Genomic DNA, 22523 nt, shown 5'->3' with positions numbered 1-22523 from the left:
TCTGTGATAGTGCCAATTCCATGCGAAAAATTCCGACCAATTCCCGGGAGCCCGCGGCGCGCAAGGCCGAGCTGCCGCTCGACCTCGGCGGCCCGCATGTGACGGCGGGCGCGGCCTCGCAGCAGCGGCTCTATCAGGCGCTGTGCCACGCGATCGTCGGCGGCCTCGTCAAGCCGGGCGAGCCGCTGCCCCCGTCGCGCGCGCTCGCCAGGCAGACCGGCTTCCGCCGCAACGCCGTCACCACCGCCTATGAGCGGCTGATCGCCGACGGCTTTGCGGTGGCGACCACGGGCTCCGGCACCTTCGTGGCGTCGCGCATTCCGGCCCAGGCCACCGCGCCGCGACGCGCGAGGATCGAGATCGAGCCGCCGCAGCACAATGCGCTGTCGCTCGGCTGCACCCATATCGACGAGCGCGCGCTGCAGCGCTTCCGCGCCTTTGCCGGCCGCAGGCTGCGCGCGTTCGGGTCCGAGCATCTGCATTACGGCGACCCCCGCGGCAGCAGCGAATTGCGCGCGGCAATATCGGACCATCTGCTGTCGGCGCGCGGGCTGCGCTGCGACCCCGACCAGATCATGCTGGCCTCGGGCACGCTGCATGCGCTGCGCATCGTGCTCGGGGCGATCCTCAGGCCCGGCGACCAGGTGTGGTGCGAGGACCCCGGCTATCCGGCGGCGCGGCGTGCGATCGAGCATTGCGACTATCGTCCGGTGTCGGTGCCGGTCGACATGTCGGGCATGCGCATCGACAAGGGGCGCGCGTCCGCGCCGCAAGCGCGCGCCGCCTATGTCACGCCCTCGCACCAGTTTCCGCTCGGCGTGCAGATGTCGATGCCGCGCCGGCTCGAGCTGCTCGACTGGGCACGGGACGCCGGCGCCTTCGTGTTCGAGGACGATTACGACAGCGAGTTCCGCTATGACGGCGCGCCGCTGCTGTCGCTCGCCGGCATCGATCATCTGCGCCGCGTGATCTACATGGGCACGTTTGCTAAGACACTCTTTCCGGGATTGCGGATCGGCTATTGCGCCCTGCCCGAAGCCTTGATCGGCCCGGTGACGGCGGCGCGCGCTGCGCTCGACCGCTTTCCCGCCACGTCGATGGAAGGCGCGGTCGCCGACATGCTGAACTCCGGCGCCTTCGCCGCCAACTTACGCAAATCGCGCAAACTCTACCGCGAGGCGCGCGACGTCCTGGCGTCGACGCTTGCCAATGCCTCGGAGGGCGAGCTCACGGTTCCCGTGCCCTCGCAGGGCCTGCACCTCGTGGCGCGGCTCGATCCCGCGACCGATCCGCTGATTGCCGCGCAGGCAAAGGCGGCCGCCGGCGTCGGCGGCTGGCTGCTCGCCGAGACCTATCATCGCGCGCCGCCACTGCCCGGCTTCGTGCTGGGATTTTCCGGTCATCCGGTTCCGCAACTCGTCGCGTCCGCGGAACGATTGGCGAAGACAACGCTCGATGCGCTGCGCGCGACGCGCAGGACATCGGTCAAGCCATCCGCCAAGCCGCAGCGCTCTAGGAGAATCGCAGTCACCTGACTAAGGTCGCGCGCGTTCAGTCAGAGCCTTCCGTTCCGATGGGATCGGAACCGGGCTCTTGATTGTTGTTTTGACGCGTTTTCTTCACGCGAACCGGTATCCACTTCGCTTGAAAACGCTCCAGTGTCCGCTTACGGAGATACCGGATGCCAAATCGCAACGTCCTGTATCTCGTGATCGCCGCGCTGGTCGTGATCGCAGGCATGCTCGGCTACAATCTTTACCAGGCGAAGAAGCAGCCCGAAGGCCTTCAGATCAATGTCGGGCCCGACGGGCTCAAGATCCAGAACAAGTGAAGGAGGCTGCGATGCTGCGCTTGAGACTCGTCGCGCTGGTCAGCGTCGCAGCTCTTGGCGCGATGGCGCAATCCGCCGCAGCTGAGCAGTCCTATATGCGTGAGGGCGACATCGTCGATCTGCGGGTCGGGCAGCGCGTCCTTGTCGATGACGGCTCGTGCCCGGCCGGGCAGATCAAGCAGGTCGTCGGCTCCAGGCTGAGCCAGAACGGCGTGGTGCGGACCAGCAGCTGCGTGCCGCGCCTCGCCAAAAAGTAAAACGCTCCGCTGTCGCGAGGCGCTGCGGTCCTCATTGCTTTGATGCGCGGCTCAGTTCGAGACCGGCTCGAACATGCATTGCAGGGTCGGCTTGGCGATCTTGGTGAAGGTCGGGCCGATCTCGCCCTGCTTGGACGGCGGCACCCAATCGGTCTCGATGGTCGGCACGCCGGTCTCGCTGATGCCGCGCAGCAGCGCCTGGCGCAGGTCGGGATCGTCCACCGTCGCGGCGGCGTGGTCGTGCAGGCAGCCGCACACGGCCTCGGGATGCGCCCAGCGGCCAAGCATGTGCGGCGCGCATTGCCGCACGAACTCGTCGCGCGGTTCGGGCACGCGGTACAGCGAGCGGATCTGTATCGATTCGAGCGGGAGCTGGGATTGGGCCTGCGCGGCGCCCGCAAAGGGGCCCATCAGGACGAGCGATGCCAACATCGCGGCGGAACAGATACGGAGCACCATGGGGGAGCCTTTACCGGCAGTTCTATTTTTTGCGTCGCGATCAGTTAGCCTGCGCCATCACCATCGGGGCCGGGGTGACCACCGGCGAGCCGTTATAGGAGAAGGTGCCGATTCCGGGCAAACCGCTGTCCGGGGAGCCTGCCATCGACGAACCGGCCATCACAAAGGCGAAGGCGAGGATCAGGCTCATGGTCCGCATCTGACAGTCTCCGTTATTCCGCTCGGCATCCGGCGCCGTTGTGTGACGGTCTGATAACGATCTGCCGTTTCCGGAGTTCTGCGGAACAAGCCGAAAATGGTTTCGTCGGACCTGGAATTGTTTCGTCGACCAGCGGTCCACGAAACATTCGCCGGAAAACACCAATGATTTCAGCGGCAGGAGCGCGCCTGGAAAGGCTGTTGAAAACTTCACGCGGCAATGCCCGCCCCCGGCTGCTGCCGGATCGACGGCCAATTATGCGTGCAAGCTGAACGAGCTAGCGCGCTTTGTTAACTTTCCTCTGCTGAGAGAGGAAGCAGCACAGCAAGTACGGCCGTGAACCGGGCGGCGGTTTGGCCGACTCATATCTGGGCGCCGTGCAACCATCTTCGCGGTGGCACGTTGTGGTAATCCCTCCCGATCCAACGAAGGATGTCAGTCGTGGGCAATGGCAACATCGGTGTTGGCAATGAATCCGCGGCGAGCAAATCCGGCCAGCAGCAGATGACGGCCGCGATGCCGCAGCAAGGCGCCTACGTCATGGGCGACAATGAGTGCGCACCGCAGAAGCTGGTCCGCCTCGTCGGCTGCCGCGACTCGAAGGTCAAACCGGGCCTTCGCATCAGCGCGAAGCAGTTCGGGCAAACCGAGCGCTAGCTCGCCCACCGCCTCAGCCGCCTGGGCCAAGCCCCTGCTCCAGCTATTGAATGAACTCGCCGCACTTCTGCACGGCAGCGTCCGCCGCGCCCCATGGCATGATCGGCACCGAGGACGTCGAGTTCTTTGGCGAGCCCTCGATCAGGCGGTCCGAATAGACCATGTAGACCAGCACATTGCGCTTGGCGTCGCAGCCGCGCACGATCTGCATCTTCTTGAAGAACAGCGACCGGCGCTTGCTGAACATGTCGTCGCCCTGCCCGAGCTTGGTCTTGAAGCGGATCGGCCCGATCTGCCGGCACGCCAGCGAGATATCGGAGACTTCCTCGGCAAGGCCAAGCCAGCCCTTGAAGCCGCCCTTCTCCGGTACAGTGAAGTGACAGGCGACGCCCTCGACCTCGGGATCGTCGACGCCATAGGTCGCGAGCTTGTCGTTGGGGCTCACCCATTTGAACACGGTGGAGCGGCGGAAGATCAGGTCCGGCTCGTCGGCCGCGGCCGCAGGATCTGCCTGCCCCAAAGCCAGCAACATCAGCAGCACCGCGCATATCCAGCGAGATAACCGTCGCAGGTCACACAAGCTCACATATCTCGATGTCATTGAGGTCTCCGCGGGGTGGGTCCCGCCTATGTAGTGCACAAACGCCGCACAGGAAGGCGCTGACAGTTCGGTGATCGGACCGCGCGCTTTAACCTCTTGTGAGGCTTTTTTGCTACTCTTTCGTCGAAAATTCGCCCCTCACGGAAGGGTTAGAACGCTTGCGCTGGTGAACGCGTTGTGCGTCTGCGACAACCAACAGGTAGTTTGGACTGGGATTCGGAATATGCGCGCAGGTGGACGGCGGATTTCGATTTTTGATCTTGCGAATGAGCGGTTCTGGCAGCTTGCAATTCTGACGACCGCCGGCACCGTCGCCGCCTCCACACAGGCCGATGCAGCGCTCTATTACTGGAACCGCGACTCCGCCTTCTACGGCGACTACGAGCCGATGCCGCTGCCACAGCCGCACCGGCAGAAGCCGAAGCGCAACACGGCCAAGAAGAATCCGGCGCTCGAGAAGGAGGCCGGCAGCAAGCCGCAAGGTCCCCTGATGATCTCGGTCTCGATCGACCAGCAGCGGGTCAGCCTCTACGACGCCAATGGCCTCTATGCCGAGAGCCCGGTGTCAACGGGCATGAAGGGGCACTCGACCCCGATGGGTGTCTTCAGCGTCATCCAGAAGCAGAAGTACCACCAGTCCAACATCTACAGCGGCGCGCCGATGCCGTATATGCAGCGCATCACCTGGTCGGGCATCGCCATGCACGCCGGCGTGCTGCCCGGCTATCCAGCGTCCCATGGCTGCATCCGCATGCCCATGTCGTTCGCGGTCAAGATGTACAACTGGACGCGAATGGGCGCCCGCGTGTTCGTCACGCCGGGCACGATCTCTCCGGAGAGTTTCTCGCATCCGCTGCTGGTCACGCAGAAGATGGCCCCGCAGCAGCCGGTCGCCGACGACATCCTGAAGATGGATGCGCCGCTCGGCGTGAAGAGCGACAAGGGCGCCGACAAGCAGTCCAGTCTCGATTTGCGCAGCAGCGTCGGCCATGCCGCCGCGTCGCTGCGCGACAACACCCACACCGCCGACGCCAGCAGCGCGATGCCGGCAGCGAGTGCGTCGGTGACGATGTCCGATGCGTCCTCTTCCACAGCGCGTGACGCCATCGCGGAGAAGATCGCCGCGGACAAGTCCGAGGCGGTGAAACCCGAGACGGCCGCCGCCGACAAGCCGGCCGAGGCCAATTCCGCCGCCCGCGACAGGAACACGAACACGGATGACAGGACGGTCGGCGAAACCACCGCCAGCACCGACACGCCAAAGAACGAGGTCTCCGCAAGCGATCCGGTGAAGGCGGAGGCCAAAGCCGACGAGCCCGCCGAGGCAGCCGCCGATACGCCCGACGCCAAGAAGGATCCGGCGCGGCTGCCGGGCACCGCGAGGATCGACGTGCCGAAGCGCGCCGGCCAGATCGCGGTGTTCATCAGCCGCAAGGATTCCAAGCTCTATGTGCGGCAGAATTTTGCGCCGCTGTTCGAGGTGCCGGTGACGATCGCGGCAAGCGACCGGCCGCTCGGCACGCATGTGTTCACCGCGCAAGTTGACAAGACCGATACGAACCTGCTGCGCTGGTCGGTGGTGACGCTGCCGACCCGCAACGCCGGCCGCATCGACGTCGAGGAGCGCGCCTCGCATCGCCGCAGGGTCGCGGCCGCAGCGGTGGCCGAGGCCAAGCCGCAGCCGGTGACCAACACTCCGGCCGAGGCGCTCGACCGCATCTCCGTTCCGGCCGACGTGATGGCCCGGATCAGCGAAGCGCTCGGCACCGGCGGATCGATCATCGTCTCCGACCTCGGCGTGAACCAGGGCGAGACCGGCGAAGGCACCGACTTCATCCTGCCGCTGCGCTGAGGTCTCCGTACGGGCGACCAACTGGGCCCGCCCATAACGCCTTCTTGAAAGCCTGAGCCGGCCCGCTGGATTATGATGTCCACGACATCTGTTCCGGGGACGAGACCATGATGGACCGCAGGACACTGATCGTGGCCGCGATAGCCGCAGCCGCAGCATCCCGCCCGCTGCATGCCGAGCAGCCCGCGATGAGCCGAATCACCGCCTACGCCTTCTCATTCCCGGCACTCGGCGGCGGCGATATCAGACTTGCCGACTATGCCGGCCGGCCCCTGATGATCGTGAACACGGCCTCGCTTTGTGGCTTCACGCCGCAATATGCCGGCCTGCAGCAACTCTGGACCGAATTCCGTGATCGCGGCTTCGTCATCATCGGCGTCCCCTCCAATGATTTCGGCGGCCAGGAGCCCGGCGGCCCGACCGAGATCGCCGAGACTGCGCAGCATCAATATGGCGTCACCTTCCCGATCGCGGCGAAAGCAATCGTCCGCGGCGCGAGCGCGCATCCGTTCTACCGCTGGGCGGCGGAGGCCCGGCCCAAGGACGTGCCGCGCTGGAATTTTCACAAATACCTGATCGGCCGCGACGGCTACATCGCCGACGTTTTCGCTGAGTCGGTTGCGCCCGATGACACGCGCATCAAGACCGGGATCGCACGGGCACTGGCGGCCGCCTGAGATATCGCGATAATCCCCGGAATTAACTGATCCGACGAGGATTTTGGACACGCGCTCGCCACGTTCATTGCCTTGGCGTCGCCACTGCGACTAGGGTACGATCGGTTGGGGGCGAAGCGACCCGGTCGCGGCATTGCCGGCGCCGGGAGCGCGATCAGCAGGGAACACGCCATGCGCATTGCGACAGGTCTGATTTTCGCAGGGACCGTATCGTTGCTCGCGTCGAGCGCAGCTTGGTCGCAGACGCCGCCCGCCAAGGGCGCCACCGCGGCACCGGCAGCACCAGCGGCCGCGGCTCCCGCGCCCGCCGCCGCAGCCCCGCCGCCGGCAACCGCAACGGCAGCCCCGGTTCCGCCGAAGCAACCGCCGCAGCCGACGCGCGCCGCCTGCAACAATCCGAACGCGCTCGGCGTCGGCCGCACGGTCGAGATCGACACCACCGGCGGTCCCGGCTTCGGCTTCGAGCATTTCAAGCAGCTCGACTTCCTGCGCGACCATGAGGTGGTGCTGACCTTCGACGACGGCCCGTGGCCGGGCAACACGCCGGCAGTGCTGAAGGCGCTCGCGGATGAATGCACCACGGGCATCTTCTTCCCGATCGGCAAGCATGCGACCTATCACCCCGAAATCCTGCGGCAGGTCTATGCCGCCGGCCACACGGTCGGCGCCCACACCTGGTCGCACGCCAATCTGAACAACAAGAAGCTCACCGAGGATCAGAAGAAGGACGAGATCGAGCGCGGCTACGCCGCGGTCAAGTGGGCGCTCGAGACCTCACCCTCGCCGTTCTTCCGCTTCCCGGCGCTGCAGCATCCGCCGGAGATGGTGACCTATCTCGGCAACCGCAACATCGCGATCTTCTCCTGCGACCTCGACTCCTTCGACTTCAAGGCGAGCAAGCCGCAGCAGGTGATCGACACCGTGATGAAGAAGCTGAACAAGCTCGGCAAGGGCATCATCCTGATGCACGACTTCCAGAAGCACACCGCGGAAGCCCTGCCCACTCTGCTGACGCAGCTCAAGGCCGGCGGCTACAAGGTGGTCGCGATGCGCGCCAAGTTCCCGGTGACGGTGCTGCCGCAATACGAGCAGGAGCTCGCCAAGGACGTCAAGCTGCCGACCGTAAGCTCGCGCCCGGTGAACAGCGTCGTCACGACCGTCGATCAGCAATAGCGCCGGCGACAATCCTGGTGGGTGCGCTGCGTATCGAAGGCTTCGTCATCGTCTCCGCCGATGGCCGGCTGGCGAATGCGCGGAATGTGATGCCCGACGACCTCAAGATCGAGGGCGACAAGCGGTTCTTCACCGCGGCCCTCGACCGCGCCGACCTCGTCGTGCATGGCCGTCACTCCCAGGAAGAGCAGTTGAACGCGCCAAAGCGGCGGCGCCTGATCCTGACCAGGAAGGTCGCGGCCACTGCGCCCGCCCCTGACAATCCGAAGGCGCTGCTGTGGAATCCCGCCGGCTGCCCGTTCGAGACCGCGAGCCGCGAGGCCGGCGTGACCTCGGGCATGGTCGCGATCATCGGCGGCCCCGGCGTGTTCGGCAGGTTCATGGACCGCTACGACACGTTCTGGCTCTCGGTCGCGCCGAAGGTGCGCATCCCCGATGGCGAGCCGTGCTTTCCCGGCGTCCCCGCACGCAGCCCGCAGCAGGTGCTGTCAGCGCACGGCCTGCACGCCGGCACGCCGGAACTGATCGACGCCGCGCATGATGTCAGCGTGACGCCGTGGCGGCGCGTGGGTTGAGGGATCGCTGTTCGCAGTCCGTAGGATGGGTAGAGCGAAGCGAAACCCATCGCCACGCGCCAGCCTGACGAATGATGGGTTTCGCTGCGCTCTACCCATCCTACGCCGTATCGTCTCCTACACGTCCCCATAGGCCGGGTCGTCGCGGCGCGGGCCGCGGCCGTAGCCGGCGATGATGAACAGCGCGCCGATCAGCGACAGGTTCTTCAGCGCATCGATCAGCGTCCTGAGGTTGTCGGGCGCCGGCTGATTCCAGAAATCATGGAAGTAGAAGGTGGCGAAGCACACGAAGATGATCAGGAGGATCGCGAAGAACCGCGCCAGCACGTTCACCGCGATCATCAGCCCCGCGACGATCTCGAAGCCACCGATCGTGATCGCCAGCAGCTGCATGAACGGCATGCCGACGGCGGCTTCGATCTGCTGCGTATAGGGCGCGACCACCGCCGGGATCGTCACCTTGGCCGCGAGCAGATCCGCCGTCGCCTGGATGCCGAACAGCTTGCTCGCCCCCGAATAGAGGAACAGCACGGCGAACAGGATCCGCCCGAAGGTGATGAACGCTGGCATGGGTCGGCCTCACTGGATGGCGGAAATCGGACGAAGCAGGCCAAGCGATTATGGTCGCTCCGCCTGCCTCGATCAAATCGAATCCATCCCGGTTCAAACACGATGCGGAAAACCGCGCTGCGGTTTTCCGAACATAACGTGTTCAAACAACGGCCGTCAGCCGAACAGCGTCGGCTGCGCGCGGCCGGCGCGCTCCTGGGCTTCGACAGCGGCAACCGCCGTCATGTTGAGGATGCCGCGCGCCGTCACGCCGGGGGTGAGGATGTGCGCCGGGCGCGCCGGACCGATCAGGATCGGCCCCACCGGCAACGCGTTGGCGAGCGATTTGATCATCTGGTAGGCGATGTTGGCGGCATCGAGGTTCGGCATGATCAGGATGTTGGCCTCGCCTTCCAGCCGCGACTGCGGCAGCACCAGGCGTCGCGCCGCCGCCGACAGCGCGGTGTCGCCCTGCATCTCGCCGTCGGCCTCGATCTCCGGATGCTTGTCCTTCAGGAGCTGGGTTGCCCGCCGCATCTTGCGCGAGGAATCCGTGTCATAGCTGCCGAAGTCGGAATGTGACACGAAGGCGACCCTCGGCTTGAAGGCGAAGCGCTGGACGTGGATCGCCGCGAGCGACGCCACTTCAGCGAGTTCCTCCGCGCTCGGGTTCGGCCGCACCTGGGTATCGGCGAGGAAATGGGCGCCGGTGGAGGTGATCATCAGCGCCAGCGCGGCATAGTCGCTGACACCCGGCAGGAAGCCGATGATCTCGCGGACATGGCGCAGATGGCTCATGTAGCGGCCCTCGACACCGCACAGCATGGCGTCGGCCTCGCCGCGCGAGACCGCAAGCGCCGCGATCACCGTATTGTTGGTCCGGACCACGGTCCGCGCGGCCTCCGGCGTCACGCCGCGCCGGCCGGCGACGTCGATATAGGACTGCACATAGGAACGGTAGCGCGGATCGTCCTCGGGATTGATCAGGTCGAAATCGCGGCCGGCCTTGATCGACAGGCCGAAGCGCTTGATCCTGGTCTCGACCACCGATGGCCGGCCGACCAGGATCGGCCGCGCCAGCTTTTCCTCGAGCACCACCTGCGTCGCGCGCAGCACGCGCTCGTCCTCGCCTTCGGCGTAGATCACGCGCACCGGCTGGGTCTTGGCCTTGGCGAACACCGGCTTCATGGTCAGGCCGGAGCGGAAGGCGAAGCGTTCGAGATTGGCAGCGTATTCGTCGAAATTGGTGATCGGCCGGGTCGCGACGCCGGACTCGATCGCGGCCTTGGCCACCGCCGGCGCGATGCGCAGGATCAGGCGCGGATCGAACGGGCTCGGGATCAGCGAGCCCGGGCCGAACCCCTGGGTCTCGCCGCTCTCGAAACCATGGGCCACCGCATCCGACGGCGGATCGCGCGCGAGCTGCGCGATCGCGTCCACCGCGGCGTGCTTCATCGCCTCGTTGATCGCGGTGGCGCCGACATCGAGCGCGCCGCGGAAGATGAAGGGGAAGCAGAGCACGTTGTTGACCTGGTTCGGGAAGTCCGACCGTCCGGTGCAGATCATCGCGTCGGGACGTGCCAGACGCGCCTCATCCGGCATGATCTCCGGCACTGGATTGGCAAGCGCCATCACCAGCGGCTTGTCGCCCATCTGCTTGACCATTTCGGGCTTCAGCACGCCCGGCGCCGACAGGCCGATGAAGATGTCCGCGCCCGGAATGACGTCGGCGAGCACGCGTGCGTCGGTCTTCTGGGTATAGACCGCCTTCCAGCGATCCATCGTCGTGTTGCGACCCTCATAGACCACACCGTCGATATCGCAGACCCAGATGTTCTTGCGCTGCGCCCCCATCGAGACCAGCAGATTGAGGGTTGCGATCGCAGCCGCGCCCGCGCCCGAACAGACGATCTTCACGTCGCGCAATTGCTTGCCGTTCAACAACAGCCCGTTGACGATCGCGGCGGCAACGATGATGGCGGTGCCGTGCTGGTCGTCATGGAAGACCGGTATCTTCATGCGCTCCTTGAGCTGCGCCTCGATCTCGAAGCACTCAGGTCCGCGGATGTCCTCGAGGTTGATGCCACCGAAGGTCGGCTCCAGTGCGGCGACGGTCTCGACCACGCGCTCGATCGTGTCGGCCTTGATCTCGATGTCGAACACGTCGATGCCGGCGAATTTCTTGAACAGCACCGCCTTGCCTTCCATGACGGGCTTGGAGGCCAGCGGACCGATATTGCCGAGACCGAGCACCGCGGTCCCGTTCGAGACCACAGCCACCAGATTGGCGCGGGCGGTGAGCGAGGCCGCCTCGGCTGGGTTCTTGGCGATCTCGGTGCAGGCGGCGGCCACGCCCGGCGAATAGGCCAGCGCCAGGTCACGCTGGTTGGCAAGCGGCTTGATCGCCTGGATCTCGAGCTTGCCCGGCCGCGGCAGCCGATGGTAGGCGAGCGCCGCGTTGTGGAGTTCTTCAGACGATGACGACATGCGTGCTCCCCGCGTTTCCGGCCCAAATTTCTTGTTTCTGTGCTAATCCAGGCGAAAGTCATTTGTCCGGCAAATCGAGCCGGATGTGAAGCATGTCCAGCCGCTTGGATGCAACATCGGATAATGTCCCCGTCAACAGGCCCGGGCCGGCCGTTCATCGACGCCTGCCCCTCCCCGCGCCATTCCGCCGGGGATTGGCAATTTTTTTCCCTTGATGATCCGGAGTTGACCGAATGAAGAAAATTCTGCTCGGCCTGATCGCCGTCGCAGTCCTCGCGGCCGGCGGCTACTTCGGTTTCGACTTCTATGCCCAGCGCCGGGTCACCCGCGACGTCGAGGCCGCCTTCGAGCAGGTCCGCGCCACCGGCGCCAAGGCGAGCCACGGCAAGATCACGTTCGACACCAAGAGCCGCACCCTGACGATCGCGGACGTCGCCACCGAGTCGGGGACGCAATCCCCGGTCAGCGTCAAGGTTGCCAGTCTCACGATGACCGGCCTCGGTCAGCCGGACGCGGCCCGGGTCTCCGCCGATCATGTCGAGTTCAACGATGTCGAGATCGGCGTGACAAGTCCCAGCCCAGCGATCGCCTCCGTGACCTATAAGGCGCCGCAGATCTCGGTGAAGGGCTACTCCGGACCCGCCGCCCTGCCCCACCTTCCAGCTTCGTCATCGCTGTCCGAACTGTACCGGTTCGCGTTCGGACAACTCGCCAACATCAACGCCTCATCGGTGGCCGCGCCCAAGCTGACCGCGACGATCACTTCCAGCGCAGCTGCAAAGAGCGGCGACGACTTAGGCGGCACCTCTTCGGGCCTAGCCATCGAGAACATCAAGGACGGAAAGATCGCGTCCAGCAGGATTGACCGAGTTTTACTCACGATCAACTCGCAGGCGGCAGGTACGCCAATCAAGATGACTGGCGACATCGCCAATATTGTCGCGACCGATGTCGACGTCGGCGCGATGGCGGCGATATTCGATCCGGCCAAGGCCGACGACGACCGGGAGTACCAGGTTCAGGGACATGTATCGGCCGGTCCCTACGTTATCACCTCCACGCGTGGCGTGAACATGCGGATCGATGGCATGACCATCGACGACGTCAGGATCAACCCGTCCAAGATGCAACTGCCGGCGCTGCTGGCAATGATCCCGCCGCAAGGGAGTCCGCCGCCGTCTGCCGCCCAGGCACGCGAACTGCTGGACAAGGTCGCCAGCCTCTATTCGGGCGTCGGAATTGCAAATGCGGAGATGCGTGGGCTCTCGGTTGAGACGCCGCAGGGCCCGCTCAAGCTCGCCTCGATGCGGTTCAACTTCGAACACGGCAAGATCGGCGAGCTTGCGGTCGAGGGGCTCGATACCCGTGCGCCGAACGGTCCCATCAAGGTCGGACGCTTCGCGCTGAAGTCGCTCGACGTCGCCAGCTTCATGCGGCTCTCGGCGCAGTTCACCGCGCAGAAGCCGTCCGCTGAACAGGCGCTGGCGCTGTTCCCGCTGATCGAGGGCGTCGAGGTCAAGGGTGTCGCGTCGCCCTACAAAGCAACCGGCAAGCCGGTCAACATCGACGTCCTCAGCCTCGACTGGGGTCAGTTCGTCGGATCGATCCCGAGCAAGCTGCGGCTGACCGCGAAGCTGGCGGCGCCGCTGGATGCGGCCGATCCGCGGCAGCAGCCGCTCGTCGCAGCCGGGATCGACCGGATGGCCGTCGACGCCGATCTCGGCGCTGCCTGGACCGAGGCGTCACGCGCGTTCGCGCTGGAGCCGGTCAAGCTCGATATGGCGGGCCTGCTCAATGCGTCGGCGAAGCTCTCGCTTGGCAACGTGCCGCGCGAGGCATTCTCGACCAGCGCCGCGGAAGCGATGGGCGCGGCCGCGCAGATCGAGACGGGCACGATCGAGCTCACTGTCCATGACCTCGGCGTCATCGATCTCGCGGTCGCTCAATTTGCGCGCACCCGGAACGTCAGCCGCGACGAGGCGCGCAAGGTCATCCTCGACGCCATCAAGGCGCAGGGCGACGAGATCGGCGGGGGTAATCCCGACGCCACCGGCCTCCTCATCGCGATCAGCCAGTTCATCGAGACGCCGGGGCAAACGCTGGTCATCAAGCTGACCCCGCGCGCGAAGGCGCCGGCGCTTCAATTGATGCAGCTGCTCAAGACCGATCCGCAATCGGCGCTGGCGCAGTTCCGGATCGAGGCCTCGACGGGGTTGTGAGGCTGTGCTCATCCCGTAGCCCGGATGAAGCGCAGCGCAATCCGGGAACAGCGTCGCCGCAGGAAGGACCGCCCCGGATTTCGCTTTCGCTCCATCCGGGCTACGGGTTCACTCTTCCGCCTAGCCCTTCGCGGGCAGGTTGGTGCGGATGTGCAGCTCCTTGAGCTGCTTCGGCGTTGCTTCCGACGGCGCGCCCATCAGCAGGTCCATGGCCTGCTGGTTCATCGGGAACAGCGAGATCTCACGCAGATTGTTGGTGCCGCAGAGCAGCATCACGATGCGGTCGAGGCCGGCCGCCATGCCGCCATGCGGCGGGGCGCCGTACTGGAACGCACGGTACATGCCGCCGAAACGGTCGATGACCTCCTGCTCGCCATAGCCTGCGATCTCGAACGCCTTCACCATCGCTTCCGGCTTGTGGTTGCGGATGCCGCCGGAGGCGATCTCGTAGCCGTTGCAGGCGATGTCGTACTGGAACGCCTTGATGGTCAGCGGGTCCTGCGACGTCAGCGCGTCGAGGCCGCCCTGCGGCATCGAGAACGGGTTGTGCGAGAAGTCGACCTTCTTGTTCTCCTCGTCATACTCGTACATCGGGAAGTCGACGATCCAGGCGAGCTCGAACCGGTCCTTGTCGATCAGGTTCAATTCCTCGCCGAGCTTGGTGCGCGCGAGGCCTGCGAACTTCCAGAACTTCTCGGGATCGCCGGCGACGAAGAACGCCGCATCGCCTTCCTTGAGGCCGAGTTGGTCGCGGATCGCAGCCGTCCGCTCCGGGCCGATGTTGTTCGCCAAGGGACCTGCGCCCTCGCCGCCCTCGCGCCACATGATGTAGCCGAGGCCGGGCTGGCCTTCGCCCTGCGCCCAGGAGTTCATGCGGTCGCAGAACGCGCGGCTGCCGCCGCCGGTGCCCGGGATCGCCCAGACCTGGTTCTTCGGGTCTTCCAGCATCCGCGCGAACACCTTGAAGCCGGAGCCACGGAAGTGCTCGGAGACTTCCTGTATCACGATCTTGTTGCGCAGATCGGGCTTGTCGGAGCCGTATTTGCGCACGGCTTCCGCAAACGGAATCCGCGGCCAGTTCTTGGTGACCGGCCTGCCCTTGGCAAAGTCTTCGAACACGCCGATGATGACAGGCTCCATCGCCGCGAACACGTCGTCCTGGGTCACAAAACTCATCTCGACGTCGAGCTGATAGAACTCGCCCGGCAGGCGGTCGGCGCGCGGGTCCTCGTCGCGGAAGCACGGCGCGATCTGGAAGTAGCGGTCGAAACCCGACATCATCAGCAGCTGCTTGTACTGCTGCGGCGCCTGCGGCAGCGCGTAGAACTTGCCGGGATGAATGCGCGACGGCACCAGGAAGTCGCGCGCGCCTTCCGGCGAGGACGCCGTCAGGATCGGGGTCTGGAATTCGAAGAAGCCCTGCTCCTTCATCCGCTTGCGCATGGAATCGACCACCGCGCCGCGGGTCATGATGTTCTGGTGCAGCTTCTCGCGACGCAGGTCGAGGAAGCGGTATTTGAGCCTGATATCTTCGGGATATTCCTGCTCGCCGAACACCGGCAGCGGCAGCTCGGCCGCCGGGCCGAGCACCTCGATCTCCTTGATGTAGATCTCGACCATGCCGGTCGGCAGCTCCGGATTGTCGGTGCCGGCGGGGCGGCGGCGCACCTTGCCGTCGATCCGCACCACCCATTCGGAGCGGAACTTCTCGACCTCGGCGAACGCCGGCGAGTCCGGATCGGCCACGCATTGGGTGATACCGTAATGGTCGCGCAGATCGACGAACAGCACGCCGCCATGGTCGCGGACCCGGTGAACCCAACCCGAAAGCCGGACCGTCTGGTCGATATCGCCCTCTCGGAGCGCGCCGCATGTGTGTGACCGGTAGCGATGCATAGTCTGTCCAAAAACTGATGTCGGAGGAGAATCGCGATAGGAAACTTCCTATCCGAAGGCGCTGGGTTTACCCGAGCCCGCTCGGGGCGGCAACCAAGGGAACGCCCGCTTTTGGCCCGAAACTGCAGATTTTGCCGCGATCCGGCGCCAGGGGCCGCCAACCGTTTGCCTATTCGGCCCGCAGGCCTATCTTCGGGATATGACCATTCATTTCCCGTTCCAGAACACCTATTCGGCGCTCCCGGCGAACTTTTTCGCCCGCGTCGCGCCGACCCCGGTCGCAGCCCCCCGGCTGATCAAGCTGAACCGGGCGCTCGCAGTCCAGCTCGGGCTGGACCCGGACCTGCTCTCGACGCCGGAGGGCGCCGAAATCCTTGCCGGAAAGCGGCTGCCTGACGGCGCCGACCCGATCGCCATGGCCTATGCCGGCCACCAGTTCGGGCACTTTGTTCCCCAGCTCGGCGACGGCCGCGCCATCCTGCTCGGTGAGGTCATCGACAAAAACGGCGTCCGCCGCGACATCCAGCTCAAGGGATCCGGCCCGACCCCCTTCTCCCGCCGCGGCGACGGCCGCGCCGCGCTCGGTCCGGTGCTGCGCGAATATATCGTCAGCGAGGCGATGTTCGCTTTGGGCATCCCGACCACCCGCTCGCTCGCCGCCGTCGTCACCGGCGAGCCCGTGATGCGCGAGACCGCGCTGCCCGGCGCGGTGCTGACCCGCGTCGCCGCGAGCCACATCCGCGTCGGCACCTTCCAGTTCTTCGCCGCCCGCGGCGACACCGACGGCGTGCGCGCGCTCGCCGACCATGTTATCGCCAGGCACTATCCCGAGCTGAAGGACGCCGCCCAGCCGTATCACGCCCTGCTCGCCGGCGTCGTGGCGCGGCAGGCCGCGCTGGTCGCGCGCTGGCTCCTGGTCGGCTTCATCCACGGCGTGATGAACACCGACAACACCTCGATCTCGGGCGAGACCATCGACTACGGCCCCTGCGCCTTCCTTGATGCCTACAACCCGGCGCAGGTGTTCTCCTCGATCGACGAGATGGGCCGCTACGCCTACGCCAACCAGCCGCGCATCGCGTTGTGGAATCTGACCCGGCTCGCCGAATGCCTGCTGCCGCTGTTGGCGGACGAGCAGGAGAAGGCGATCGAACAGGCGCAAGTGATCCTCGGCGAATTCCCCGAAAAGTTCACCGCGGCCTATAATGCCGGGCTGCGCGCCAAGGTCGGCCTGTTCACCACACGCGACGGTGACGAGGCGCTGATCCAGGACCTGCTGGACGCGATGGCCAAGAACGCGGCCGACTTCACGCTGACCTTCCGCCATCTCGGCGAGGCCGCAAGCGATGACGCCGCCGACGTCCGCGCGCAGTTCACCGATCCCGCAGCGTTTGACGAATGGGCCGCCCGCTGGCGCGACCGCCTCACGCTGGAGCCGCAAACGCCGGCCGATCGCAAGGCCGCGATGGGTGCCGTCAATCCGGCCTTCATCCCGCGCAACCACCGGATCGAGGCGGTGATTGCGGCTGCGGTGAACTCGGATGACTACGCGCCGTTCGAGGAACTGCTGACGGTGCTGGCAAAACCCTATGAGGACCAGCCGCAATACGCGGCCTACGCCGATCCGCCGCTCCCCGAGCAGCGCGTGACGCAGACGTTCTGCGGGACGTGAGGCCACTCACGCACGAAAAAGCACCAGCAAATGCCGGGGGCCCGCCGAATTATCCGGCCACCATCTCCGATGTTGAGGGCATCGGACGATGAGCCAGGGTCTCGGTCATCACCTCGCCGCCAGATTCGAGCAGCGCTTTCGATAGCTCCTCTGCAACTTTTGCAGCGCCATCGCTATCGATGATGGCACGCACGGCGCCACCCGCAGCCAGCCCACCGACGCCTCCCACGATCTTCCCAACCATGGAGAACACCTGCTTGCGTCGCGCGGTTTGCTTGATCGCTTGGGTCAGTTCAATCGGAAATTCAACTCTCGTAAGCGATGCGAATGTTCGCCGCGCCGGCGCTGCCGCAAGCCGCGCAAACAGCGCGGTCAGGCCAAACCAAACGCAAAACGCAAGGATTGTGATCCATACTCCGCGTTCGAAGACCAGGAACAGCGCAGCATAGAACGCGGCGATCCAGGCAACCACAAGGCAGATTCCAATGCGTCGATCGCGCGCGCGCAATGCGGTCATCGTGTGCCAATCGATGATATGACCGTGCGAGGGATCCGCCACGGTGATCACCCAAAGACGATCGTTGGTATCATCTGCCCGATTGGGCTTCAGTTCGTCCGGACAGGACAGGACAGGGATTTCCTTCTTGGTCACGGCGCGAAAATAGGCGTCATACGAACCCTTGATCCACTGAGCCGTTCTCGGCGTGGCCACAATTCGAACCGTCGAGGAATTCATCTGCCATCCCAAAATAGACTTGCGTTTCAATCGGGCATCGACGCTCCAGCAATGGACATCGACCCGTATCGCTCAACTATGATGCCAGACTACAACCAAACGGCGAGCAAGAGAAGGCCAGGTCCACGCCCAAATAGACGCCCAGGTCCGCGCCCGAGTAGTCGATCGCCGCTCGCACAGCTCCCGTCGGCTCCCCCCATCCTGCGCATCCCGGCCGGTGGCGTGGCGCCGCGCCCCTGATTTGTTTGCAACGATTTCGCGCGCGCATCGTTGGCCGGGCAGCGCGGAGCGTGCGGCCTCGTCCGATCCAGGTTCCGTGCCGCCGAGATGATGGAGTGCCAGCATGAACCAGCGCGATGACGACCTGAAAACCGCGATCGAGCGCAGCAACCCGAACGGCGTCGAGCCGCCCTTCTCCGAGGACGATCTGCAGCGACAGCAACTCGGGCCGCGCGGCGTGCCCGGGCAACCGGACCCGGCGAAGATGACGCCACAACGTGCCAAGAAGACGCCGATCGATTCCGGTTCCGGCGGCCACACCGCCTGAACACCGAAACAAGAAGGGTTTCACGATGAGGATCACCAGCTTCAAGGACATGTATGTCGCCGAGCTTCAGGAACTCGCAAGCGTCGAGGAGCAACTCGCCGTGGCGCTGGCGCGGATGGCGGAGATCGCTTCGCATCCGTCCCTCAAGGATGCGTTCAGCCGTCATCACCGCGAGACCATCGTGCAGGGCGAGCGGTTGAAATCGCTGCTGCGGATGCACGGCGCCGATCCGCTGGAGCACACCGACCAGGCCATGCAGGCGCTGATCCACGAGACCGCCAAGATGGTCTCGCTGCTGCCCGACGACAATCTGCGCGATGCCGGCCTCGTCGCGTCGGCGCAGAAGCTCGCGCATTACGAGATCGCGGCCTATGGCAGCGCGGCCGCCCTCGCCGGCCAGCTCAATCTGCGGGACGACCAGCGGCTGCTGCATGACAGTCTCGACGAAGAGCGGCACGTCGACACGCTGCTGACGGCGCTCGCCAAGGGCGAGATCAATCAGGACGCGTTGACCGCGTAACGCCGTAGGCTCTACTCATCCTACGCATCTACGCGCGCGGGAAAAATGCTGCTGAAAATTTCGCGCTTCGCGGAGCTGCCGTCGTTTTTATCCCGCGACTATTGCCCTGCGTGAGTCGTTCGATCAGCCTCGCATCATCGATGCCATGGGGAAGACGAACGATGAGCTTCAGGTTCAAGCAGGTTTTCGCAGACACCCAGCAGGCGCTTGGCGCCGACCCGGCGCAGGCGCAGGCCGTATTCCAGGCGCATTCGCAACTCGGCGACGGCGTCAGTAGCCGCGTTGCCGTGCGGCAATTCAACGTCAGCGTCGACGAGCCGCCGGCGCTGGGCGGCCGGGACACCGCACCGAACCCGGTCGAGTACATCCTCGCCGCGCTCGGCTCATGCCAGGAGATCACCTATCGGCTCTATGCCGACGCGCTCGGCATTCCCCTCAACGGCGTGTCCGTCAAGCTGTCGGGCGCGATCGATCTGCGCGGCTTCTTCGGCGTCGATCCAGACGTGCGAGCTGGTTTCCAGCAGATCGAGGCCGAGGTCGCCATCGACAGTCCGGCCTCCGCGGCCGATATCGCCCGGCTGAAGGAAACCGTCGACCGTCACTGCCCCGTGCTGGACATCCTGCGGAACCCGACGCCGGTGGATCTGAAGCTGCGCACCGGACCGTTGAGCGTGGCCGCCTAACGCGCCATGTGAGCGTTAACTCACTCTCCACCATGCGTCGAGGCCGGCAGCGGTAACCATAAGGCTTAACAGCGCGTCAACGCTCCCCCAACAAGTCTAACTGTTTCTGATGGGGAGAATGGCCCGTGGACGCATTTGCATTCGAATTTATGGGATTGGCGATGATCGCGCTCTGTCTCGTCGTGCTGGCGATGCCTGCCGCGCGCCGGCCGTCGAAGAACATCCGTTACGAGTGAGCCGCGCACAGAGCCGCGCGAAATAGCGCGCTCAAACGTCATCGAATGGCGATATGCTCGCGCTGACGAGTCCTGACCTGGGACGCCAGCCAGGGAATTGACGACGCTTGAACGACACCGACGTCCCGCAGCCAGGCACAGCGCCCGCCACCGCGAGCTCGACGCACTCGCCGCTGGAGGTGCTGCTCATCTTCTTCAAGCTCGGCGTCAGCTGCTTCGGCGGCCCGATCGCCCATATCGGCTATTTTCGCGACGAGTTCGTCACCCGCCGCCGCTGGCTTGACGAGCAGGCCTATGCGGATCTGGTCGCGCTCTGCCAATTCCTGCCGGGCCCCGCAAGCAGCCAGGTCGGCTTTTCGCTCGGCCTGATGCGCGCCGGGTACCTGGGGGCGCTGGCGGCCTGGACCGGATTCACGCTGCCCTCGGCGATCGCGCTGATGCTGTTTGCCTTCGGCGCCAGCGGATTGAGCGGCCCTGCGGGTACCGGCCTGGTGCACGGCCTCAAGCTGGTTGCGGTGGCGATCGTCGCCCAGGCCGTCTGGGGCATGGCGCGCTCGCTCTGCCCCGATCGCGAACGCGCCTCGATCGCGACGGTCGCAGCACTCGTCATCCTCGCCAGTTCGTCGTCGATCGCGCAGATCGGCGCCATCGTGCTCGGCGCCGTCGCCGGGCTCTGGTTCTGCCGGGCCCAACAGGCCAACGGGGTCACCCATATCGCGATGCCGGTATCGCGCCGCGTCGGCGTCGCAGCGCTGATCCTGTTCGTCGCGCTGTTGGCCGGACTGCCGCTGCTGTCGCGGACATGGCCCGGCCTCGGCCTGTTCGAGGCCTTCTACCGCTCGGGCGCGCTGGTGTTCGGCGGCGGCCACGTCGTACTGCCGCTGCTGCGCGAAGCCGTGGTGACGCCGGGTTGGATCGGCGACGATGCGTTCCTGACCGGCTACGGCGCCGCGCAGGCGGTGCCGGGCCCGCTATTCACCTTTGCCGCCTATCTCGGCGCCGTGATCGGCGGCGTGCCGGGCGCGATCGTCGGCCTCGTCGGCATCTTCCTGCCGGGAATTCTCGTCCTGCTCGGGGCGCTGCCGTTCTGGGATGGCTTTCGCAAACGGCCGGCGGCGCAGGCGATGATGCGCGGGGTCAATGCCGCCGTCGTCGGCATCCTGGGGGCCGCGCTTTACAATCCGGTGTGGACCAGCAGCGTCCACCGTCCGCTCGATTTCGGCATCGCGCTGGCCGGCTTCGTCCTGCTCACGGCGTGGCGCGCACCGCCGCTCGTGGTGGTGGTGCTCAGCGCGGCCGCCGGCATTGCCACGGGGCTCCTGCAATCGTGAACGATCGCGCAGTGGTTTCGCCGCGCGGATTAAGAACGCCTTCATGCCTCGCCGCCACGATAGCGGATATATGCCGAGCGTTTCTAAACAACCGACCCGGGTTCCCGTGCTGGACCTGCTGCGGCTTGCCGCGGTCGGGGCCGTGATCCTGTATCACTACGGCTTCTGGGGCGTGGCATCGAACGGCGTGCAAAAGGTGGCGATGCCGTACCTCGCCCCGGTCGCGCAATACGGCTTCCTCGGCGTCCCCGTGTTCTTCGCGATCTCTGGCTTCGTCATTGCCTATTCCGCCGAAGGCCGCACGCCGATCGGCTTCGCGATCGCCCGCTTCAGCCGCATCTATCCGACCTTCGTCATCTGCATGACGCTGACCTTCCTCGCGACGCTGCTGCTGGGCCACGCGTACTTCCACGTGACGTGGGGGCAATGGTTGGCAAACCTGTTCATCGCAGCCCCGATGCTCGGTCAGCCCTACATGGACGACGCCTATTGGTCGCTGGTGATCGAGGTCGTGTTCTACGCCTGGATCGCGCTGTTCCTGGCCTGGGGCATCTTTCCGCGGCGGATCGACACGATCATCGTGGCGTGGATCGCGATCACCTTCGCCAACGAGCTCACCATCGACGTTCCCCTGTTCGAGAAACTGTTCGTGGCCGACGACAGCGGCTTCTTCGCCGTCGGCCTCCTGATCTATGAGCATTACCGGGGACGGCGCGACACCAGGCTATACAGCCTGCTGACGCTGGCGACGGGCACGGCGACATTCCAGGCCGTGCACAAGCTGGAGCGGCTCGGCGTCCACACCCATGGCAGCTTCGATCCCATGGTCGTGACGGCGATCTGCATCGTCTCGCTCGGCATCGTGTTCGCCGCCACCCGCATCAAGTCGGTGCCGCTGCCGGAAAGCCTCGTCAGGGCCGTGGGAGGCATCACCTACCCGCTCTATCTGCTGCATCTGCAGCTCGGCTACGTCATCCTGCTCCTGATGACGCCAACGCCGGACGCGCTGTCGACCGCGCTGGTCGTGACGGCCATGGTGGTGCTGGCATGGTTCGTCTGGCGCTTCCTCGAAGGCCCGGCGCATTATCTCGTCAGGGACAGGCTGACGATGCTGGCCTCGCGGCACGGATGGCCGTCACGCATCGGTGCAGGCGAAGCGCGGATCGATCGGGACGACGTTGCCCCGTCCATCGAGGCCGGCAGCATCGCCAACCGCTGATCAGTCCGGCGCACATCGCCGGAACAGCATCCACCCAACGTTGCCGCCGTCGCGAACCTTGGGCCGAAGCGAACACCGTCATTCATCTGCGATGCGTGGTGACGACGGTCAGGCGCAAGCGGGTGGATGGCGCCCGGGGGCGCCTCG

At 65.5% G+C, this 22523-nt stretch carries 22 protein-coding genes; 15 read left to right on the top strand and 7 right to left on the bottom strand.

Annotation, left to right across the window (positions count from 1 at the left end):
- Positions 1-20: 20 nt before the first annotated feature.
- The 3 genes from ACE10X_RS19975 (at position 21) to ACE10X_RS19965 (ending at position 2088) form a co-directional block, all read left to right on the top strand.
- Positions 21-1535 carry a PLP-dependent aminotransferase family protein gene (locus ACE10X_RS19975; protein ID WP_375764476.1) on the top strand — a complete coding sequence of 505 codons (1515 nt, stop codon included), beginning with the start codon at positions 21-23 and terminating at the stop codon, positions 1533-1535.
- Positions 1536-1681: 146 nt separating this feature from the next.
- Positions 1682-1831, top strand: a complete 150-nt coding sequence (locus tag ACE10X_RS19970; protein WP_016843044.1) for a hypothetical protein — start codon at positions 1682-1684, stop codon at positions 1829-1831.
- A gap of 11 nt (positions 1832-1842) precedes the next feature.
- Positions 1843-2088 (top strand): DUF6719 family protein, encoded by a 246-nt coding sequence (locus tag ACE10X_RS19965; RefSeq protein WP_051002894.1) that lies wholly within the window; start codon positions 1843-1845, stop codon positions 2086-2088.
- A 51-nt stretch (positions 2089-2139) separates the two neighbouring features.
- On the opposite strand, the gene ACE10X_RS19960 is transcribed toward ACE10X_RS19965, so the two are convergent.
- Together ACE10X_RS19960 and ACE10X_RS19955 are read right to left on the bottom strand one after the other, a co-directional pair.
- Entirely contained in the window at positions 2140-2547 is a 408-nt protein-coding gene (locus ACE10X_RS19960) for a hypothetical protein (RefSeq protein WP_375764475.1), read from the bottom strand.
- A 40-nt stretch (positions 2548-2587) separates the two neighbouring features.
- Positions 2588-3001 carry a hypothetical protein gene (locus ACE10X_RS19955; protein ID WP_375764474.1) on the bottom strand — a complete coding sequence of 138 codons (414 nt, stop codon included), beginning with the start codon at positions 2999-3001 and terminating at the stop codon, positions 2588-2590.
- 177 nt (positions 3002-3178) lie between these two features.
- Between ACE10X_RS19955 and ACE10X_RS19950 the strand changes: the two genes are divergently transcribed.
- Complete coding sequence (locus ACE10X_RS19950; protein ID WP_028344836.1) at positions 3179-3403, top strand: hypothetical protein; 225 nt, start codon at positions 3179-3181, stop codon at positions 3401-3403.
- Positions 3404-3446: 43 nt separating this feature from the next.
- Here ACE10X_RS19950 and ACE10X_RS19945 read toward each other — a convergent pair whose 3' ends face one another.
- Complete coding sequence (locus ACE10X_RS19945) at positions 3447-4004, bottom strand: CreA family protein (RefSeq protein ID WP_038383737.1); 558 nt, start codon at positions 4002-4004, stop codon at positions 3447-3449.
- Between the two features lie 223 nt (positions 4005-4227).
- On the opposite strand from ACE10X_RS19945, the gene ACE10X_RS19940 reads away from it, so the two are divergent.
- The 4 genes from ACE10X_RS19940 (at position 4228) to ACE10X_RS19925 (ending at position 8281) form a co-directional block, all read left to right on the top strand.
- Positions 4228-5856 carry a L,D-transpeptidase gene (locus tag ACE10X_RS19940; protein ID WP_375764473.1) on the top strand — a complete coding sequence of 543 codons (1629 nt, stop codon included), beginning with the start codon at positions 4228-4230 and terminating at the stop codon, positions 5854-5856.
- 107 nt (positions 5857-5963) lie between these two features.
- Complete coding sequence (locus ACE10X_RS19935) at positions 5964-6533, top strand: glutathione peroxidase (RefSeq protein ID WP_375764472.1); 570 nt, start codon at positions 5964-5966, stop codon at positions 6531-6533.
- Positions 6534-6704: 171 nt separating this feature from the next.
- A complete protein-coding gene (locus tag ACE10X_RS19930) occupies positions 6705-7706 on the top strand; it encodes a polysaccharide deacetylase family protein (RefSeq protein WP_038383735.1) in 1002 nt (333 codons plus the stop codon).
- A 17-nt stretch (positions 7707-7723) separates the two neighbouring features.
- Complete coding sequence (locus ACE10X_RS19925) at positions 7724-8281, top strand: dihydrofolate reductase (protein WP_375764471.1); 558 nt, start codon at positions 7724-7726, stop codon at positions 8279-8281.
- Positions 8282-8398: 117 nt separating this feature from the next.
- Here ACE10X_RS19925 and ACE10X_RS19920 read toward each other — a convergent pair whose 3' ends face one another.
- Together ACE10X_RS19920 and ACE10X_RS19915 are read right to left on the bottom strand one after the other, a co-directional pair.
- The gene (locus ACE10X_RS19920; protein ID WP_028344830.1) at positions 8399-8851 is read right to left on the bottom strand and encodes a DoxX family protein; all 453 of its coding nucleotides are present in this window, start codon (positions 8849-8851) and stop codon (positions 8399-8401) included.
- A 156-nt stretch (positions 8852-9007) separates the two neighbouring features.
- Positions 9008-11317: an NADP-dependent malic enzyme gene (locus ACE10X_RS19915; protein WP_038383734.1), complete on the bottom strand. Its 2310-nt coding sequence runs from the start codon at positions 11315-11317 to the stop codon at positions 9008-9010.
- A 233-nt stretch (positions 11318-11550) separates the two neighbouring features.
- Between ACE10X_RS19915 and ACE10X_RS19910 the strand changes: the two genes are divergently transcribed.
- On the top strand, positions 11551-13536 hold the full coding sequence (locus ACE10X_RS19910; protein WP_375764470.1) for a hypothetical protein: 1986 nt from the start codon (positions 11551-11553) through the stop codon (positions 13534-13536).
- Between the two features lie 120 nt (positions 13537-13656).
- Here the strand turns inward: ACE10X_RS19910 and aspS are convergent, their stop codons facing one another.
- A complete protein-coding gene (gene aspS / locus ACE10X_RS19905; RefSeq protein ID WP_375764469.1) occupies positions 13657-15432 on the bottom strand; it encodes an aspartate--tRNA ligase in 1776 nt (591 codons plus the stop codon).
- A gap of 199 nt (positions 15433-15631) precedes the next feature.
- Between aspS and ACE10X_RS19900 the strand changes: the two genes are divergently transcribed.
- Positions 15632-17104, top strand: a complete 1473-nt coding sequence (locus tag ACE10X_RS19900) for a YdiU family protein (RefSeq protein ID WP_375764468.1) — start codon at positions 15632-15634, stop codon at positions 17102-17104.
- Between the two features lie 49 nt (positions 17105-17153).
- Here the strand turns inward: ACE10X_RS19900 and ACE10X_RS19895 are convergent, their stop codons facing one another.
- Positions 17154-17840, bottom strand: a complete 687-nt coding sequence (locus ACE10X_RS19895) for a hypothetical protein (protein WP_375764467.1) — start codon at positions 17838-17840, stop codon at positions 17154-17156.
- Positions 17841-18183: 343 nt separating this feature from the next.
- Between ACE10X_RS19895 and ACE10X_RS19890 the strand changes: the two genes are divergently transcribed.
- The 5 genes from ACE10X_RS19890 to ACE10X_RS19870 all read left to right on the top strand — a co-directional run bounded on the left by ACE10X_RS19890 (position 18184) and on the right by ACE10X_RS19870 (position 22376).
- A complete protein-coding gene (locus tag ACE10X_RS19890) occupies positions 18184-18387 on the top strand; it encodes a hypothetical protein (RefSeq protein WP_035634028.1) in 204 nt (67 codons plus the stop codon).
- 25 nt (positions 18388-18412) lie between these two features.
- On the top strand, positions 18413-18907 hold the full coding sequence (locus tag ACE10X_RS19885; RefSeq protein ID WP_375764466.1) for a ferritin-like domain-containing protein: 495 nt from the start codon (positions 18413-18415) through the stop codon (positions 18905-18907).
- A 161-nt stretch (positions 18908-19068) separates the two neighbouring features.
- Entirely contained in the window at positions 19069-19590 is a 522-nt protein-coding gene (locus ACE10X_RS19880; RefSeq protein WP_038383726.1) for an OsmC family protein, read from the top strand.
- Between the two features lie 343 nt (positions 19591-19933).
- A complete protein-coding gene (gene chrA / locus ACE10X_RS19875; RefSeq protein WP_038383725.1) occupies positions 19934-21157 on the top strand; it encodes a chromate efflux transporter in 1224 nt (407 codons plus the stop codon).
- Positions 21158-21227: 70 nt separating this feature from the next.
- Positions 21228-22376: an acyltransferase gene (locus ACE10X_RS19870; protein ID WP_038383724.1), complete on the top strand. Its 1149-nt coding sequence runs from the start codon at positions 21228-21230 to the stop codon at positions 22374-22376.
- The last annotated feature ends 147 nt before the right edge of the window (positions 22377-22523 follow it).

Source organism: Bradyrhizobium sp. Pha-3 (assembly GCF_042258325.1).
GTDB classification, from domain to species: Bacteria; Pseudomonadota; Alphaproteobacteria; order Rhizobiales; family Xanthobacteraceae; genus Bradyrhizobium; species Bradyrhizobium elkanii.
This window is presented reverse-complemented; position numbering and strand designations above follow the sequence as displayed.

Excerpts from the sequence above, each read along its gene's own strand:
- ACE10X_RS19975 (WP_375764476.1), top strand. The coding sequence starts at position 21 with ATGCGAAAAATTCCGACCAATTCCCGGGAGCCCGCGGCGCGCAAGGCC.
- ACE10X_RS19970 (WP_016843044.1), top strand. The coding sequence starts at position 1,682 with ATGCCAAATCGCAACGTCCTGTATCTCGTGATCGCCGCGCTGGTCGTG.
- ACE10X_RS19965 (WP_051002894.1), top strand. The coding sequence starts at position 1,843 with ATGCTGCGCTTGAGACTCGTCGCGCTGGTCAGCGTCGCAGCTCTTGGC.
- ACE10X_RS19960 (WP_375764475.1), bottom strand. The coding sequence starts at position 2,547 with ATGGTGCTCCGTATCTGTTCCGCCGCGATGTTGGCATCGCTCGTCCTG.
- ACE10X_RS19950 (WP_028344836.1), top strand. The coding sequence starts at position 3,179 with ATGTCAGTCGTGGGCAATGGCAACATCGGTGTTGGCAATGAATCCGCG.
- ACE10X_RS19945 (WP_038383737.1), bottom strand. The coding sequence starts at position 4,004 with ATGACATCGAGATATGTGAGCTTGTGTGACCTGCGACGGTTATCTCGC.
- ACE10X_RS19940 (WP_375764473.1), top strand. The coding sequence starts at position 4,228 with ATGCGCGCAGGTGGACGGCGGATTTCGATTTTTGATCTTGCGAATGAG.
- ACE10X_RS19935 (WP_375764472.1), top strand. The coding sequence starts at position 5,964 with ATGATGGACCGCAGGACACTGATCGTGGCCGCGATAGCCGCAGCCGCA.
- ACE10X_RS19930 (WP_038383735.1), top strand. The coding sequence starts at position 6,705 with ATGCGCATTGCGACAGGTCTGATTTTCGCAGGGACCGTATCGTTGCTC.
- ACE10X_RS19920 (WP_028344830.1), bottom strand. The coding sequence starts at position 8,851 with ATGCCAGCGTTCATCACCTTCGGGCGGATCCTGTTCGCCGTGCTGTTC.
- ACE10X_RS19915 (WP_038383734.1), bottom strand. The coding sequence starts at position 11,317 with ATGTCGTCATCGTCTGAAGAACTCCACAACGCGGCGCTCGCCTACCAT.
- ACE10X_RS19910 (WP_375764470.1), top strand. The coding sequence starts at position 11,551 with ATGAAGAAAATTCTGCTCGGCCTGATCGCCGTCGCAGTCCTCGCGGCC.
- aspS (WP_375764469.1), bottom strand. The coding sequence starts at position 15,432 with ATGCATCGCTACCGGTCACACACATGCGGCGCGCTCCGAGAGGGCGAT.
- ACE10X_RS19900 (WP_375764468.1), top strand. The coding sequence starts at position 15,632 with ATGACCATTCATTTCCCGTTCCAGAACACCTATTCGGCGCTCCCGGCG.
- ACE10X_RS19895 (WP_375764467.1), bottom strand. The coding sequence starts at position 17,840 with ATGAATTCCTCGACGGTTCGAATTGTGGCCACGCCGAGAACGGCTCAG.
- ACE10X_RS19890 (WP_035634028.1), top strand. The coding sequence starts at position 18,184 with ATGAACCAGCGCGATGACGACCTGAAAACCGCGATCGAGCGCAGCAAC.
- ACE10X_RS19885 (WP_375764466.1), top strand. The coding sequence starts at position 18,413 with ATGAGGATCACCAGCTTCAAGGACATGTATGTCGCCGAGCTTCAGGAA.
- ACE10X_RS19880 (WP_038383726.1), top strand. The coding sequence starts at position 19,069 with ATGAGCTTCAGGTTCAAGCAGGTTTTCGCAGACACCCAGCAGGCGCTT.
- ACE10X_RS19870 (WP_038383724.1), top strand. The coding sequence starts at position 21,228 with ATGCCGAGCGTTTCTAAACAACCGACCCGGGTTCCCGTGCTGGACCTG.